Source organism: Saccharolobus solfataricus (assembly GCF_900079115.1).
Classification (GTDB): domain Archaea; phylum Thermoproteota; class Thermoprotei_A; order Sulfolobales; family Sulfolobaceae; genus Saccharolobus; species Saccharolobus solfataricus.
This window is the reverse complement of sequence record NZ_LT549890.1, coordinates 51,185-63,787: the sequence shown is the minus strand read 5'-3', so window position 1 is coordinate 63,787 and position 12,603 is coordinate 51,185. Positions and strand designations below refer to the sequence as shown.

18 protein-coding genes are annotated in these 12,603 nt (G+C 35.5%); 16 read left to right on the top strand and 2 right to left on the bottom strand.

From position 1 onward, the window contains the following. Nucleotides 1–2: 2 nt before the first annotated feature. Nucleotides 3–1,088: a tyrosine--tRNA ligase gene (locus tag SSOP1_RS00390; protein WP_009988890.1), complete on the bottom strand. Its 1,086-nt coding sequence runs from the start codon at nucleotides 1,086–1,088 to the stop codon at nucleotides 3–5. Nucleotides 1,089–1,133: 45 nt separating this feature from the next. Beyond that, nucleotides 1,134–1,487 (bottom strand): hypothetical protein, encoded by a 354-nt coding sequence (locus tag SSOP1_RS00385; protein ID WP_009988889.1) that lies wholly within the window; start codon nucleotides 1,485–1,487, stop codon nucleotides 1,134–1,136. Between the two features lie 204 nt (nucleotides 1,488–1,691). Between SSOP1_RS00385 and SSOP1_RS00380 the strand changes: the two genes are divergently transcribed. The 16 genes from SSOP1_RS00380 to SSOP1_RS00305 are packed head-to-tail and all read left to right on the top strand — an operon-like array spanning nucleotide 1,692 to nucleotide 12,584. Further along, nucleotides 1,692–2,969: an AIR synthase related protein gene (locus SSOP1_RS00380; protein WP_009988887.1), complete on the top strand. Its 1,278-nt coding sequence runs from the start codon at nucleotides 1,692–1,694 to the stop codon at nucleotides 2,967–2,969. Nucleotides 2,970–2,989: 20 nt separating this feature from the next. After that, on the top strand, nucleotides 2,990–3,487 hold the full coding sequence (locus SSOP1_RS00375; protein ID WP_009988886.1) for a 30S ribosomal protein S13: 498 nt from the start codon (nucleotides 2,990–2,992) through the stop codon (nucleotides 3,485–3,487). A gap of 10 nt (nucleotides 3,488–3,497) precedes the next feature. Further along, nucleotides 3,498–4,043 (top strand): 30S ribosomal protein S4, encoded by a 546-nt coding sequence (locus tag SSOP1_RS00370; protein ID WP_009988885.1) that lies wholly within the window; start codon nucleotides 3,498–3,500, stop codon nucleotides 4,041–4,043. Then, complete coding sequence (locus SSOP1_RS00365; protein ID WP_009988884.1) at nucleotides 4,027–4,425, top strand: 30S ribosomal protein S11; 399 nt, start codon at nucleotides 4,027–4,029, stop codon at nucleotides 4,423–4,425. Before SSOP1_RS00370 ends, SSOP1_RS00365 begins: the two co-directional genes overlap by 17 nt. 11 nt (nucleotides 4,426–4,436) lie before the next feature. After that, nucleotides 4,437–5,234 carry a DNA-directed RNA polymerase subunit D gene (locus tag SSOP1_RS00360; RefSeq protein WP_009988881.1) on the top strand — a complete coding sequence of 266 codons (798 nt, stop codon included), beginning with the start codon at nucleotides 4,437–4,439 and terminating at the stop codon, nucleotides 5,232–5,234. Next, nucleotides 5,231–5,590 (top strand): 50S ribosomal protein L18e, encoded by a 360-nt coding sequence (locus SSOP1_RS00355; protein ID WP_009988880.1) that lies wholly within the window; start codon nucleotides 5,231–5,233, stop codon nucleotides 5,588–5,590. Before SSOP1_RS00360 ends, SSOP1_RS00355 begins: the two co-directional genes overlap by 4 nt. Further along, a complete protein-coding gene (locus SSOP1_RS00350; protein ID WP_009988879.1) occupies nucleotides 5,587–6,036 on the top strand; it encodes a 50S ribosomal protein L13 in 450 nt (149 codons plus the stop codon). Before SSOP1_RS00355 ends, SSOP1_RS00350 begins: the two co-directional genes overlap by 4 nt. Further along, nucleotides 6,033–6,446, top strand: a complete 414-nt coding sequence (locus tag SSOP1_RS00345) for a 30S ribosomal protein S9 (RefSeq protein WP_009988877.1) — start codon at nucleotides 6,033–6,035, stop codon at nucleotides 6,444–6,446. The genes SSOP1_RS00350 and SSOP1_RS00345 overlap by 4 nt, the downstream gene beginning before the upstream one ends. A gap of 6 nt (nucleotides 6,447–6,452) precedes the next feature. After that, nucleotides 6,453–6,653 (top strand): DNA-directed RNA polymerase subunit N, encoded by a 201-nt coding sequence (locus tag SSOP1_RS00340; RefSeq protein ID WP_009988875.1) that lies wholly within the window; start codon nucleotides 6,453–6,455, stop codon nucleotides 6,651–6,653. Further along, nucleotides 6,650–7,345 carry a 30S ribosomal protein S2 gene (rpsB, locus tag SSOP1_RS00335; RefSeq protein ID WP_009988874.1) on the top strand — a complete coding sequence of 232 codons (696 nt, stop codon included), beginning with the start codon at nucleotides 6,650–6,652 and terminating at the stop codon, nucleotides 7,343–7,345. Before SSOP1_RS00340 ends, rpsB begins: the two co-directional genes overlap by 4 nt. Next, on the top strand, nucleotides 7,342–8,196 hold the full coding sequence (gene amrB, locus SSOP1_RS00330) for an AmmeMemoRadiSam system protein B (protein WP_009988870.1): 855 nt from the start codon (nucleotides 7,342–7,344) through the stop codon (nucleotides 8,194–8,196). The genes rpsB and amrB overlap by 4 nt, the downstream gene beginning before the upstream one ends. Further along, nucleotides 8,123–8,845, top strand: a complete 723-nt coding sequence (locus SSOP1_RS00325; RefSeq protein WP_009988869.1) for a hypothetical protein — start codon at nucleotides 8,123–8,125, stop codon at nucleotides 8,843–8,845. Before amrB ends, SSOP1_RS00325 begins: the two co-directional genes overlap by 74 nt. After that, nucleotides 8,797–9,516, top strand: coding sequence for an isopentenyl phosphate kinase (locus tag SSOP1_RS00320; protein ID WP_009988867.1), 720 nt, complete (start codon nucleotides 8,797–8,799; stop codon nucleotides 9,514–9,516). Before SSOP1_RS00325 ends, SSOP1_RS00320 begins: the two co-directional genes overlap by 49 nt. Then, nucleotides 9,509–10,615, top strand: a complete 1,107-nt coding sequence (gene fni, locus SSOP1_RS00315; RefSeq protein WP_009988866.1) for a type 2 isopentenyl-diphosphate Delta-isomerase — start codon at nucleotides 9,509–9,511, stop codon at nucleotides 10,613–10,615. The genes SSOP1_RS00320 and fni overlap by 8 nt, the downstream gene beginning before the upstream one ends. A gap of 1 nt (nucleotide 10,616) precedes the next feature. After that, a complete protein-coding gene (gene gds, locus SSOP1_RS00310) occupies nucleotides 10,617–11,615 on the top strand; it encodes a geranylgeranyl diphosphate synthase (RefSeq protein WP_009988863.1) in 999 nt (332 codons plus the stop codon). Continuing rightward, the gene (locus tag SSOP1_RS00305) at nucleotides 11,616–12,584 is read left to right on the top strand and encodes an MraY family glycosyltransferase (protein WP_009988861.1); all 969 of its coding nucleotides are present in this window, start codon (nucleotides 11,616–11,618) and stop codon (nucleotides 12,582–12,584) included. It abuts the gene before it with no gap. Nucleotides 12,585–12,603: the final 19 nt, after the last annotated feature.

The window sequence follows — 12,603 nt, the reverse complement described above, 5'->3', positions numbered from 1 at the left end:
CATTACCTTGTTACACTTTTGGATATCTTCTGAATCATTTCCTCGAACTCGGGTTTCTTTTCTAAACTTTTTCTTATAGGTTCTAATATCTCATTTAGTTTTCTCGCAGTAGTCTTCTTTAAATCCATCGGATGTATTTTTCCTTCAATATAAGTCCTTTCTAATTCCTCGTAATCCTTAAATTCAACGTCCCCACCATATTTAATATCTCTTTCAATCTTTACAAAATTATAACGCGGAAATATGATATACTTTAATATTTGAAGAATTGGATTATTTTCTGCAACACCTTTAGGACAATATGCACCCATTATTTTTCTTTCCACATCTTCTCTACTATCATTAACGAAGATCGCAGATTCTGGCTTTGATTTACTCATTTTTATTTCAGCTTGTATATCGTCTTCTTCCATTCCCTCTGTTATGTTCATTCTCTGTCCTCCTTGAAGCCCTACTAAAAGTGGTGTGTGTATCGATACTATTTTCTTCTTGCCCATTTTTTCCGCTACATCTCTTGCTAACATGTGGGCTTTTCTCTGATCTGTTCCTCCTAGTGCTATGTCTAAATCCAGATAAAATATGTCACTAACTTGCATGGCTGGATATATCAGTTTTGATGCATCTATTTCAGCCTCTTCTGCCCTTCTTCCCATTATTGTTAGTGCTCTTTTTATTCTGGCTAAACTAGCGTTTTTCGCTACTTTTATCACAAGAGCCCAATAATCTTTCTCCTTAACTATATCGTCAGCATCTACTATGTTCAACTTACCTACGTCGACTCCGTAATTCTTTATTACCTCAACTGCGTAGTCAGCAGCCATTTTTATTAGGTTCATATCTCCACCCAACTTATCGTTAATCCATGCGTGCCAAGTTGCTCTTAATAATGTCATATTAATGCCTGCTTCTACTAAATCTTTCACTTTTTGTGTCCAGATTAGCCATCCAATGTGGAATAATCCACTTGGCTCAAATCCTATATAACCCTTTAATTTCTCATCAGATTCTAATTTTTTCCTTAATTCATCTATAGTTATAACTTCAGCTGTATTTCTCATTATAAGCTGTAACCTTTGATCGATACTCATAATCAGTTTCCCCAAAAAGTAAAGAGAAGTTTAAGTAAAAAAGCACTAATCATCTTTGAATTGTTTCAAAAAGAGAACAACTGGATGTGTATTTCCCAATTTTTTCTCGAGGTCCTCAACTACGTATTCAAAATCGAGATCTGTCTCAAGTATTCTCCTTAGAAGTACTTTGATAAATAAGTAACTATTTAACATCACTTTTTCATTTAAAACGAATTTATGTTCATTATCATCCTCATCTTTAAATAACTTGAATGTGGTATAATTATTAATATTATTATTGTCAGTTATTAAATTATAAATATAATCATCTACTAGTTTTTGAATACAACTTTCAGTTTCACAGTCATATAACTTTTCAAAAGAAGGTTTGTTTGTAGGTGGCAATTTTTGTCCCATATTTATTACGCCACTACTACTAAAAAAGCTATTATTATCCCGTAATTTCATGATAAACACGACCTTAATTTTTACGTGAATCTTTTTGGTTATATATTTGTAAAAATTAACATATAGTAGTTTACTCTTATTGTATTTTAAAACAAAATACGTCTAATCACTTGATGAGAAAAATATATTATAATGGCATTATATTTTGCGTTAATGGATCTAGAGGGAATAGTAAGAAGACTTTATCCGGACATTGAAAAAGCAAAAACTAAACTAATAGAGGAAATAAGGTTCTATAAGAGTGATAGGTATAATGCAGAAGAAATCTCTAACGTTATTTTGACTGAAGTTATTAATTCCATGAAGGCCGATGATAAATTTGGTTTTCCTAAAACTAACATAAGAGCTGGGGAAGCCGGATTAGGATCTAGAGGTATAGGTGATAATTTAATACATACTAAGTTATTTGAGTTAGCTGGTAAGCAAATCGAAGAATATGATGATGCTGGAATTAGGGAAAACGTAGTCGTCTCCATAGATGGTATCCATTCTAGGCTATCTTATTTTCCGTTCCTAGCCGGCTTTTATGCTACTAGAGCAACATTGCGGGATATTATGGTTAAGGGGGCATACCCATTAGGTCTAATTGTGGACATACACCTTTCTGATGATAGCGATATAGGAATGTTGATAGACTTTGAAGCAGGTGTAACTACTATTAGTAAAGCTTTAGATATCCCAATACTGGCTGGTAGCACATTAAGAATAGGTGGCGATTTAGTTTTAGGAGATAGGATAAGTGGTGCTGTAGGTTCAATAGGAATATTAAAGTCTAAGGATTTCTTAAGGAAAAGAGTGAAGAAGGGGCTAAAAATACTCATGACTGAAGGAAATGGCGGTGGAACTATTGCAACTACAGCAATATATAATGGTATGCCTGATGTAATTTCGGAGACGCTTAACATAAAAGACTTACTTACTTGTATTATAGTTAGAGATTATTTGTCAAGCGACGTTTATTCTATGACAGATGTTACTAACGGAGGGATACGTGCTGATGCTCTGGAGGTTTCGAAGATAACTAACTTAAGTTTTGTAATAGATGAGGAGAAGTTTCTTTCATTAATAAATCCAAAGGTTAGAAAGATGCTGAATGAGATTAACATAGATCCTTTTGGTATATCAATTGATTCAATACTTATATTTACTGATAATCCAGATTTAGTTAAAAAGAGGTTGGCTCAATATAATATTAGAAGCGAAATTGTAGGTTATATAGATGATTTCAGACAATATCCTATAATTACATATGATGGGAAAGAACTTAAGCCACAATTTAGAGAAAGTCCTTATACTCCTATAAAGAAATATTTTGGGAATTATTCACCTTATAGCATAGAATATATATCAAACCGTTTAGATTATGCTATAGCTGAGGCTAAAACAAAAATGGATAACGTATTGAAAAACTTAAAAACTAGTTTTACATAGACCATACAAGCTGATACTTAATGAGTCAACAGTTTAAGTATGTTGTTAGAATTTTCGGGCAAGATGTAGATGGAACTATGAAATTACCTTATGCCCTAGCGATGGTAAAAGGAATTGGTTACAACACTGCGAAAGCGATAATACGAAAACTAGGAATGGATCCAAATGCGAGATTAGGGGAACTATCTGATGCTGAAGTAAAGAAAGTTGAATCTGTAATAAGCGATCATACAATTAAAGGGTTACCTAGTTGGTTATATAATAGGCGTAAAGATTACGAGAGTGGTTTAGATTTACATTTAGTGACTTCTGATTTGATCTTCTATGTAAGAAATGATATAGAAAGAGAGAAGAAGAGTAGAAGTTGGAGAGGAGTTAGGCATTCGTTAGGCTTAAAGGTTAGAGGACAAAGAACTAGGACTACAGGGAGAACTGGTATGACTATAGGTGTGGCTAGAAAGAAAGCAGCTCAACCACAATCTCAACAATCTTCTTCTCAACAACAAAAATCCTCTTAAGGTGATTTAGATGGGAGATCCGAAGAAAAGTAGGAAAAAGTGGGAAACCCCAGGACATCCTTGGATAAAAGAGAGAATAGGTTATGAGCAAGAACTATTAGGAAAATATGGTTTAAGGAATAAAAGGGAAATCTGGATAGCGCAGTCAATAATTAGAAAGTTCAGACACCAAGCAAGATCATTATTAGCATTGCCGCCTGCAGAGAGAGCTGTTAGGGAAAAGCAGCTAGTTGGGAAACTGTTAAAGATGGGCTTATTAAAGAAAGAAACCGCAACCGTAGATGATATTCTAAGTTTAACTGAGCAAGATCTATTAGAGAGAAGATTACAGACTATAGTGTATAAGAAAGGATTGTCAAATACGATATATCAAGCTAGGCAGTTAATAACTCATGGACATATTGCGGTTAATGGCAAAAGAGTTACATCTCCAGGATATATTGTCAATGTAGATGAGGAAAATCTAATAGATTATTATGTTACTTCTTCATTTAAGTCAAGACCACCAGTTATGTCTCAACAAGAAGGAGGTGAGATAGGTGTCAAGCAGGCGTGAAATCAGATGGGGAATAGCTCATATTTACGCATCCCAGAATAACACTTTGCTAACAATAAGTGATCTTACTGGCGCGGAGATTATCTCCAGAGCTAGTGGAGGTATGGTAGTAAAAGCTGATCGAGAAAAATCATCACCCTATGCTGCAATGTTGGCTGCAAATAAAGCTGCTAGTGACGCGCTTGAAAAAGGTATAATGGCGCTTCATATTAAGGTTAGGGCACCAGGTGGATATGGAAGTAAGACACCTGGACCGGGTGCCCAGCCTGCAATTAGAGCATTAGCTAGAGCTGGATTCATTATAGGAAGGATTGAGGATGTTACACCTATACCTCATGATACCATAAGGAGACCTGGCGGAAGAAGAGGAAGAAGAGTATAGGCGGCTTATGCATGTCAATCAACCTACTTCATAAGGACGATACGAGAATAGATCTAGTTTTTGAGGGTTATCCTTTAGAATTTGTGAATGCAATTAGGAGAGCATCGATGCTTTATGTGCCAATTATGGCTGTCGACGACGTATATTTTATTGAGAATAATAGTCCTTTATATGATGAGATTTTAGCACATAGGTTGGCTTTAATACCCTTTATGTCAGAGGAAGCTTTAGATACATATAGATGGCCAGAAGAATGTATCGAATGTACTGAAAATTGTGAAAAATGCTATACTAAAATTTACATCGAAGCGGAGGCGCCGAACGAACCTAGGATGATATACTCTAAAGATATAAAGTCGGAAGACCCATCAGTGGTTCCAATATCTGGGGATATACCGATTGTGTTATTAGGTACAAATCAAAAGATATCGCTTGAGGCTAGGTTAAGATTAGGATACGGAAAAGAACACGCTAAGTTTATACCAGTTTCTTTATCAGTAGTTAGATATTATCCGAAAGTTGAGATATTAGCAAACTGTGAGAAAGCAGTTAATGTTTGTCCAGAGGGTGTATTTGAATTAAAGGATGGTAAGCTCTCAGTAAAGAATGAACTCTCCTGCACCTTATGTGAAGAGTGTTTGAGATACTGTAATGGTTCAATTAGAATTTCCTTCGTAGAAGATAAATATATTCTTGAGATCGAGAGTGTTGGATCGCTTAAGCCAGAGAGAATTTTATTAGAGGCTGGTAAAAGCATTATAAGAAAGATTGAAGAATTAGAGAAGAAACTGGTAGAGGTGGTTAAATGAAAGTAACTGGTAGTACAAATATAACTGTTAGAAAGCTTATCAGAAATTTAGAAAAATCCAAAAAACCGTTGTGGAGAAAAGTAGCTGAAGAGTTATCGATACCTTCCAGAAAAAGGCCCTACATAAATCTTTACAAAATAAATGAACACACTAAACCTAATGACATAGTTGTAGTTCCCGGAAAAGTGTTAGGTATAGGCAAGCTGGATCACGAAGTAACTGTTATTGCATTGGATTTCTCAAAATCTGCCATAGAGAAAATTAGAGCTTCCGGTGGTCAAGCTATGAGTATATATAAAGCTTTAGAAACCTTTAAGGATTTTAAAGGAAGAAGTGTGAGGTTGATGAAACAATGAGCACGCAAGTTCAAGAGCAAGTGGTCATAATTAACGCAGAAGGTCAGATCTTAGGTAGGATGGCTAGTAACGTAGTTAGGCTTTTAAAGGAAGGCAAAAAGGTAATTATAGTAAATGGGGAGAAAGCGGTAATAAGTGGAGAGAAGAACAGAGTTATTGAGTCTTACAAATTACTTTTAACCGTAAAAACGCTTTTTAATCCTTATAGAAATGGGATTAGAAGGCCTAGATCACCAATAAATATAGTGAAAAGGACTATAAGAGGAATGCTACCTAAAAGCAGTAAAGGACGTAGAATGTTAAAGAACGTTAAGATATATGTTGGGGTGCCAAAAGAATTCGAGGGGAGACAATTTATTAAATTCCCAGACTCTGATGTGAGTAGACTTAAAGGTAAGTATGTTACAGTAGAAGTGGTTTCAAAAGAGCTAGGGTGGAGTGGATGAGTGAAGAACAGAAATTAGTTATTTCCAGTGCTAGGAGAAAGACAGCTAGAGCTACATGTTATATATATGCTGGAAAAGGAAGAGTCTTCGTAAATAACGTACCAATTGAGTTAATACCAATTGAAATGGTAAGATTGAAAATCATGGAACCATTACTTTTAGCTGGGAATGATATTAGATCAAAAATAGATGCTAAAATAATAACTTATGGTGGTGGGATAATGGGTCAAGCTGATGCTGCTAGGATGGCTTTAGCTAGGGCGTTGGTTAAATTTACTGGTAGTAAGGAATTAGAGAAGATATATAGGGCTTATGATAGGACAATGTTAGCTGGAGATCCAAGGCAGACGGAATCAGAGAAGTGGATGAGATATAGTGCAAGGAGATGGAGGCAGAAGTCGTATAGGTGAATTGAAATGTTAATCCCAATTAGATGTTTTACATGTGGCTCATTGATTGCTGATAAATGGCAGTCATTTATAACGAGAGTTAATGCTGGAGAGAATCCAGGAAAGGTTCTTGATGATTTAGGAGTAAAAAGATATTGTTGTAGAAGAATGCTTTTATCCCACGTAGATATAATTAACGAAGTAATCCACTATACTAGACCAATTTGAAGGTGACCAATTTGAGTGAAAAAGAAGAAAGAGGAGGAGAATTAACTGAAGCAGAAAAAGAGGAATTAAGAAAATCCGAAAAAGGTGCAATAATAGAATTACTAGTCCCAGTAGACACATATCTTTCAGCTGGAGTTCATATAGGCACTCATAGTTGTACTAAATACATGGAGAGTTTTGTGTATAGAGTGCGAGCAGAAGGATTATATGTATTGGATGTTAGAAAGATAGATGAAAGATTAAGAATTGCGGCCAAGTTCTTATCGAGGTATGATCCACAAGACATAATTGTGGTAGCAAGTAGACCCTATGCATATAGGCCAGTTCAAAAGTTTGCAGAAGTTGTAGGATCTAGAGCGCTAGTAGGTAGAATAATACCGGGAACGTTTACAAACCCCTACTTGTCAACATATATAGAGCCGAAAGTATTGTTAGTTTCCGATCCTAGAACTGATACTCAAGCAATAAAAGAAGCAGCTAAAGTAGGAATACCAATTGTCGCTTTTGCTGATACCGATGCTAAAATTGATTATATCGATCTCATAATACCAGCTAATAATAAAGGCAGAAAATCGTTGGCGTTATTATATTGGGCATTAGCAAGGCAGATACTCAGAGAAAGAAGAGTAATTCCTCCAGATGGTGATTTGGCAGTACCAGTAAGTGAGTTCGAGATGAGGCTTGTTCAATGAGGAGATTACCAGCTGTTGCAGGTTCTTTTTATGAATCAGATCCTAAAAAACTTAAAATGCAGATTGAATGGTCATTCAGACACAATATAGGTCCCAGAGATATTCCTAAACAATCTTACGAGAAGAAGAAAAGAGATAATTTATTTTTTATCGTACCACATGCTGGATATATTTATAGTGGTCCAGTTGCAGCTCACTCATATTATTATTTAGCTTCAGAAGGTAAGCCAGACGTTGTGATAATATTAGGTCCTAATCATACTGGTTTAGGTTCTTATGTTTCAGCTTGGCCTAAGGGAGAATGGGAAACTCCATTAGGTAGCGTAAAAGTAGATGAAGAGGTTCTTATGCAATTAGTTATGGAATCTGAAGTAATAGATCTGGAAGAAAAGTCACACTTATACGAACATTCAATTGAGGTTCAATTACCTTTTTTGCAATACTTTTTTGATGATAACTTTAAGATAGTTCCAATTGTTATTATGATGCAAACGCCAGAGATTGCTGAATTCCTAGCAGATGCTATTTATAAGGTTATACAAAAGTATTCGGATAAGGATATAGTGGTATTGGCTAGTAGTGATATGAATCACTATGACCCCCATGAAATTACAATGAAAAAGGACGAGGAAGCAATAGAAAAAATTCAGCAATTAGATTATAGAGGTTTATATGAGGTTGTAGAAGGCAAGGATGTTACTTTATGCGGTTATGGTCCTATAATGGTTAGTCTAATTCTAGCTAAGAAGTTAGGTAAAAAAGCCTATATTTTAAAACATGCAACTTCTGGTGATACTTCGGGACCTAAAGATTCAGTTGTGGGTTATCTTGCAGCGCGGTTTGGAAGTTAAAGTTCCGTTTCTGGGAATCCCTCTTAAAGGAGTAAATAATCCTATTCTAGTGCTTGATGGAATTATAGAACCATTAAACATTTTTGTAAATACTGAGGCGATCAGACAGTTCATAATGCAATTCAATGAGGCAGTAGGTTTTGAGTGTATTAAAGAGGAGGTTTATTGGGATTCGTCGATTCCTTTCTCTTCATACTATATTTACATTACTGATAAGCTAGCAAATGACGCTATAAGGCGATGTGGAATTCCAATTAGTGAAGATGAGAGATTTGAAATACTTCACCTAGTGGATGAAGCGATATTTCCTCAAAACTTCTTGGTTAAAGCACTTAGAACCTCACTGCAACTTAACTCTCCTATTCTATTTAGAGATGGTGAGGAACCAATTACGGTTCAGTTGGAACCAATTAGAATAAAAATAATTTCCTCATATCCTTTTGATAATAATCCTAAATATTTAGATAACTCACTAGTTCATCTAGCTGGCATTATTCCGGTTGAATATATTGAGAGTAAATCAAGAAATTTAATAGAAGTTGAAAATGGACTATGGAGCGCCATATATTCATTACCATATTTGCAAATAAATAATTGGAAATGGATATGGGATCTGAATTGGGTTACGATTATAGAGTTCTCAAATTAGGGGGAAGCTTAATAACATGTAAAGACGTTCCTAGGTGTGTTAAATTAGAAGTGCTAAGAAGAGTTTCAGAGGAGATTAGGAAATTTGTTAATGAGAACCCTGACAAAAAGATTATACTATTGCATGGTGGTGGTAGTTTTGGTCATTATGAGGCGTCAATATTCGATGATAATAGGATTGTGAGGACTTCTGAAGCTATGCAAGAGTTAAATTACATAGTGGCTAAACATCTTTTAAAAAGTGGTATTAAGGCTATTAGCGTTCCCGGAAAGTTCTACACGTTTGATGCTGTATTGAGCGCACTAGAGAAGGACCTTGTACCTTTGATATACGGTGATGTCAAATTTGATGGATCAATAATTTCTGCAGATGATATGAGTATAGACATTGCGAAGAGGCTTAATGCTAGATTACTTTTCGCAATTGATAAGGCGGGAATTATAGGAAGAGGTGGAGGAGTCATAAGCGAGCTAAGGGGAATAGATGAGGTCAGTATATTAATGCAAACGAATTATTATGATATCACTGGTGGAATACTCTCTAAGATAAAAAAGATATTTGAAAACAATTTAAACGCTTTGATTTTTGATGGTAGCAAAACTGGAAATATATATTTAGCATTAAGGGGATATAATATAGGTACTTTAGTAAGAGGTAATCCGAATGCCTGATATAGTAAATAGGAAAGTTGAACATGTAGAAATTGCAGCTTTTGAAAACGTTGACGGTCTATCTTCGTCAACGTTCTTAAATGATGTAATTTTAGTTCATCAAGGATTTCCCGGTATATCGTTCAGTGAGATAAATACCAAGACAAAGTTTTTTAGAAAAGAGATAAGTGCGCCAATAATGGTAACTGGGATGACGGGTGGAAGGAACGAACTAGGAAGAATAAATAGGATTATAGCAGAGGTTGCTGAGAAATTCGGAATACCCATGGGGGTAGGCAGTCAAAGAGTTGCAATAGAAAAGGCAGAGGCTAGGGAAAGTTTTACAATAGTCAGAAAAGTTGCTCCTACGATACCTATTATTGCTAACTTGGGGATGCCACAATTAGTTAAGGGATATGGATTAAAGGAATTTCAAGATGCTATACAAATGATAGAGGCTGATGCAATAGCCGTTCACTTGAATCCAGCTCAAGAAGTATTTCAACCAGAAGGCGAACCAGAGTATCAGATTTATGCTTTAGAGAGACTGAGGGATATATCTAAGGAGCTATCTGTACCAATTATAGTAAAAGAAAGTGGAAATGGTATTTCCATGGAAACTGCAAAGCTTCTTTATAGTTATGGTATAAAGAATTTTGATACTTCTGGGCAAGGCGGTACTAATTGGATAGCGATAGAGATGATAAGGGATATTAGAAGGGGAAATTGGAAGGCAGAAAGCGCAAAAAACTTCCTTGACTGGGGTGTGCCGACGGCGGCTTCGATAATTGAGGTAAGATATTCAATTCCTGATGCTTTCCTAGTGGGTAGTGGTGGTATTAGGAGTGGGTTAGATGCAGCTAAGGCTATAGCGCTAGGGGCTGATATTGCTGGTATGGCTTTACCGGTACTTAAAAGTGCAATAGAAGGTAAAGAAAGTTTAGAACAGTTCTTTAGGAAGATAATATTTGAATTGAAGGCAACCATGATGCTTACTGGTTCTAAAAACGTTGAGGCACTAAAGAGGAGTAGTATTGTAATTTTGGGTAAACTTAAAGAGTGGGCTGAATATAGGGGGATAAATTTATCTATATACGAGAAAGTTAGAAAGAGAGAATAAAATGAGTAGTGATGATCTAAGTTTATATTTTAACGAGATAGTTAACAATGTAAATTTTCGGATAAAAAATTTTGTAAAGAGCAATTTTAAGACGCTTGAGGAAGCATCATTTCATTTATTTACAGCAGGAGGTAAAAGACTTAGACCATTAGTGTTGGTTTCATCTTCAGACTTAATTGGCGGGGACAGAGAAAGGGCATACAAGGCAGCTGCAGCCGTAGAAATTCTTCACAATTTTACTCTAGTCCACGATGATATTATGGACAACGATGGTCTGAGAAGAGGATTACCAACTGTTCATGTAAAGTGGGGTGAACCAATGGCAATACTTGCGGGGGATTACTTACACGCAAAGGCTTTTGAAGCCTTAAATGAGGCACTAAAGGGTCTTGACGGCAATACTTTTTATAAGGCATTTTCTATATTTATCACTTCTATTGAGATAATATCTGAAGGTCAAGCAATGGATATGTCATTTGAGAACAGACTTGACGTAACTGAGGAAGAGTATATACAAATGATAAAAGGAAAGACCGCGATGCTGTTTTCATGCTCTGCAGCGTTAGGTGGTATAATTAATAAGGCTAATGATGATGTGGTTAAAAAATTAACCGAATATGGATTAAATTTGGGTATATCGTTCCAAATAGTAGATGATATCCTAGGAATTATTGGAGATGAAAAGGAACTAGGGAAACCGATTTATAGTGATATTAGGGAAGGTAAGAAGACAATTCTAGTTATAAAAACTTTAAGTGAAGCTACTGAAGATGAGAAGAAAATTCTGGTTTCAACACTTGGTAACAAGGAAGCTAAAAAAGAAGATCTAGAAAGAGCCTCGGAAATAATAAGAAAACATTCATTACAATATGCATACGATTTAGCTAAAAAATACTCGGATCTTGCAATAGAAAACTTACGTGAAATTCCTGTTTCTAATAAAACTGCTGAAAAGGCTTTAAAGTATCTAGCACAGTTTACCATTCAAAGGAGAAAGTAAATGAGAATACTTGCAATACTACTCCCAATTTTAATTTCCTTTTTCATAAGCTATATTACAACGGTCTGGGTAATAAGACAAGCTAAAAAGAGTAGATTCGTAGGTAAGGATATAAATAAACCAGATAAGCCAGAAATACCATTATTGGGTGGGATAGGTATAATAGCTGGATTTATAGCCGGATCTTTCTCCTTATTATTAACTGATGTAAGGAGTGAAAGAGTTATTCCCGCCGTAATACTCTCCTCACTACTTATAGCGTTTCTTGGACTATTGGACGATATATTTAACGTTAGACAATCAGTAAGGGCTTTCTTGCCAATTTTCGCATCAGTTCCACTAATAGTTTACAGTGTCGGGCATTCCATAATATCAATTCCGTTTTTAGGACCAATAAATTTCGGAATATTCTATTATATTATAATAATACCATTTGCGCTAACTATAACATCTAACGCCTTTAATATGTTAGAAGGTCTAAACGGATTAGGTGTAGGTATGGGAATAATAATGCTATCCGCACTGGCTTATATAGGGCTAACGCACACCGGTCCCACATATCAAGCTGGCTTAATAGCGCTTTCAGCAATTTTTTCACTATCGGCATTTCTCATATTTAATAAATATCCTGCGAAAATATTTCCAGGAAATGTTGGTACATACTTCATAGGAGCATTGATAGGAGCTATAGGAATTGCCGGCTTCATGTACACGGCATTAGCAATTCTCTACATACCATACGTCGTGGAATTTATATTGAAGCTAAGAACTAACTTCAAGGGAGTATCATTTGGCAAAGTAGACTCTAGCGGTAGATTATATTGGGATGAAAAACCTCATTCATTAACACATATAGTAATGAAAATGGGTCGATTTAAGGAGTATCAAGTAGTTATAATTTTATGGGGAATGGAGGCAATATTTGCAGTAATAGCAGTAATTCTACAAACTACAACAATAGTAATATAGTAAACTCTTGACCTTTATC

Excerpts from the sequence above, each read along its gene's own strand:
- SSOP1_RS00355 (WP_009988880.1), top strand. The coding sequence starts at position 5,231 with ATGAAAGTAACTGGTAGTACAAATATAACTGTTAGAAAGCTTATCAGA.
- SSOP1_RS00345 (WP_009988877.1), top strand. The coding sequence starts at position 6,033 with ATGAGTGAAGAACAGAAATTAGTTATTTCCAGTGCTAGGAGAAAGACA.
- SSOP1_RS00360 (WP_009988881.1), top strand. The coding sequence starts at position 4,437 with ATGTCAATCAACCTACTTCATAAGGACGATACGAGAATAGATCTAGTT.
- SSOP1_RS00385 (WP_009988889.1), bottom strand. The coding sequence starts at position 1,487 with ATGGGACAAAAATTGCCACCTACAAACAAACCTTCTTTTGAAAAGTTA.
- gds (WP_009988863.1), top strand. The coding sequence starts at position 10,617 with ATGAGTAGTGATGATCTAAGTTTATATTTTAACGAGATAGTTAACAAT.
- amrB (WP_009988870.1), top strand. The coding sequence starts at position 7,342 with ATGAGGAGATTACCAGCTGTTGCAGGTTCTTTTTATGAATCAGATCCT.
- SSOP1_RS00350 (WP_009988879.1), top strand. The coding sequence starts at position 5,587 with ATGAGCACGCAAGTTCAAGAGCAAGTGGTCATAATTAACGCAGAAGGT.
- SSOP1_RS00375 (WP_009988886.1), top strand. The coding sequence starts at position 2,990 with ATGAGTCAACAGTTTAAGTATGTTGTTAGAATTTTCGGGCAAGATGTA.
- SSOP1_RS00320 (WP_009988867.1), top strand. The coding sequence starts at position 8,797 with ATGGATATGGGATCTGAATTGGGTTACGATTATAGAGTTCTCAAATTA.
- SSOP1_RS00380 (WP_009988887.1), top strand. The coding sequence starts at position 1,692 with ATGGATCTAGAGGGAATAGTAAGAAGACTTTATCCGGACATTGAAAAA.
- SSOP1_RS00390 (WP_009988890.1), bottom strand. The coding sequence starts at position 1,088 with ATGAGTATCGATCAAAGGTTACAGCTTATAATGAGAAATACAGCTGAA.
- SSOP1_RS00325 (WP_009988869.1), top strand. The coding sequence starts at position 8,123 with ATGCAACTTCTGGTGATACTTCGGGACCTAAAGATTCAGTTGTGGGTT.
- fni (WP_009988866.1), top strand. The coding sequence starts at position 9,509 with ATGCCTGATATAGTAAATAGGAAAGTTGAACATGTAGAAATTGCAGCT.
- SSOP1_RS00370 (WP_009988885.1), top strand. The coding sequence starts at position 3,498 with ATGGGAGATCCGAAGAAAAGTAGGAAAAAGTGGGAAACCCCAGGACAT.
- SSOP1_RS00305 (WP_009988861.1), top strand. The coding sequence starts at position 11,616 with ATGAGAATACTTGCAATACTACTCCCAATTTTAATTTCCTTTTTCATA.
- SSOP1_RS00340 (WP_009988875.1), top strand. The coding sequence starts at position 6,453 with ATGTTAATCCCAATTAGATGTTTTACATGTGGCTCATTGATTGCTGAT.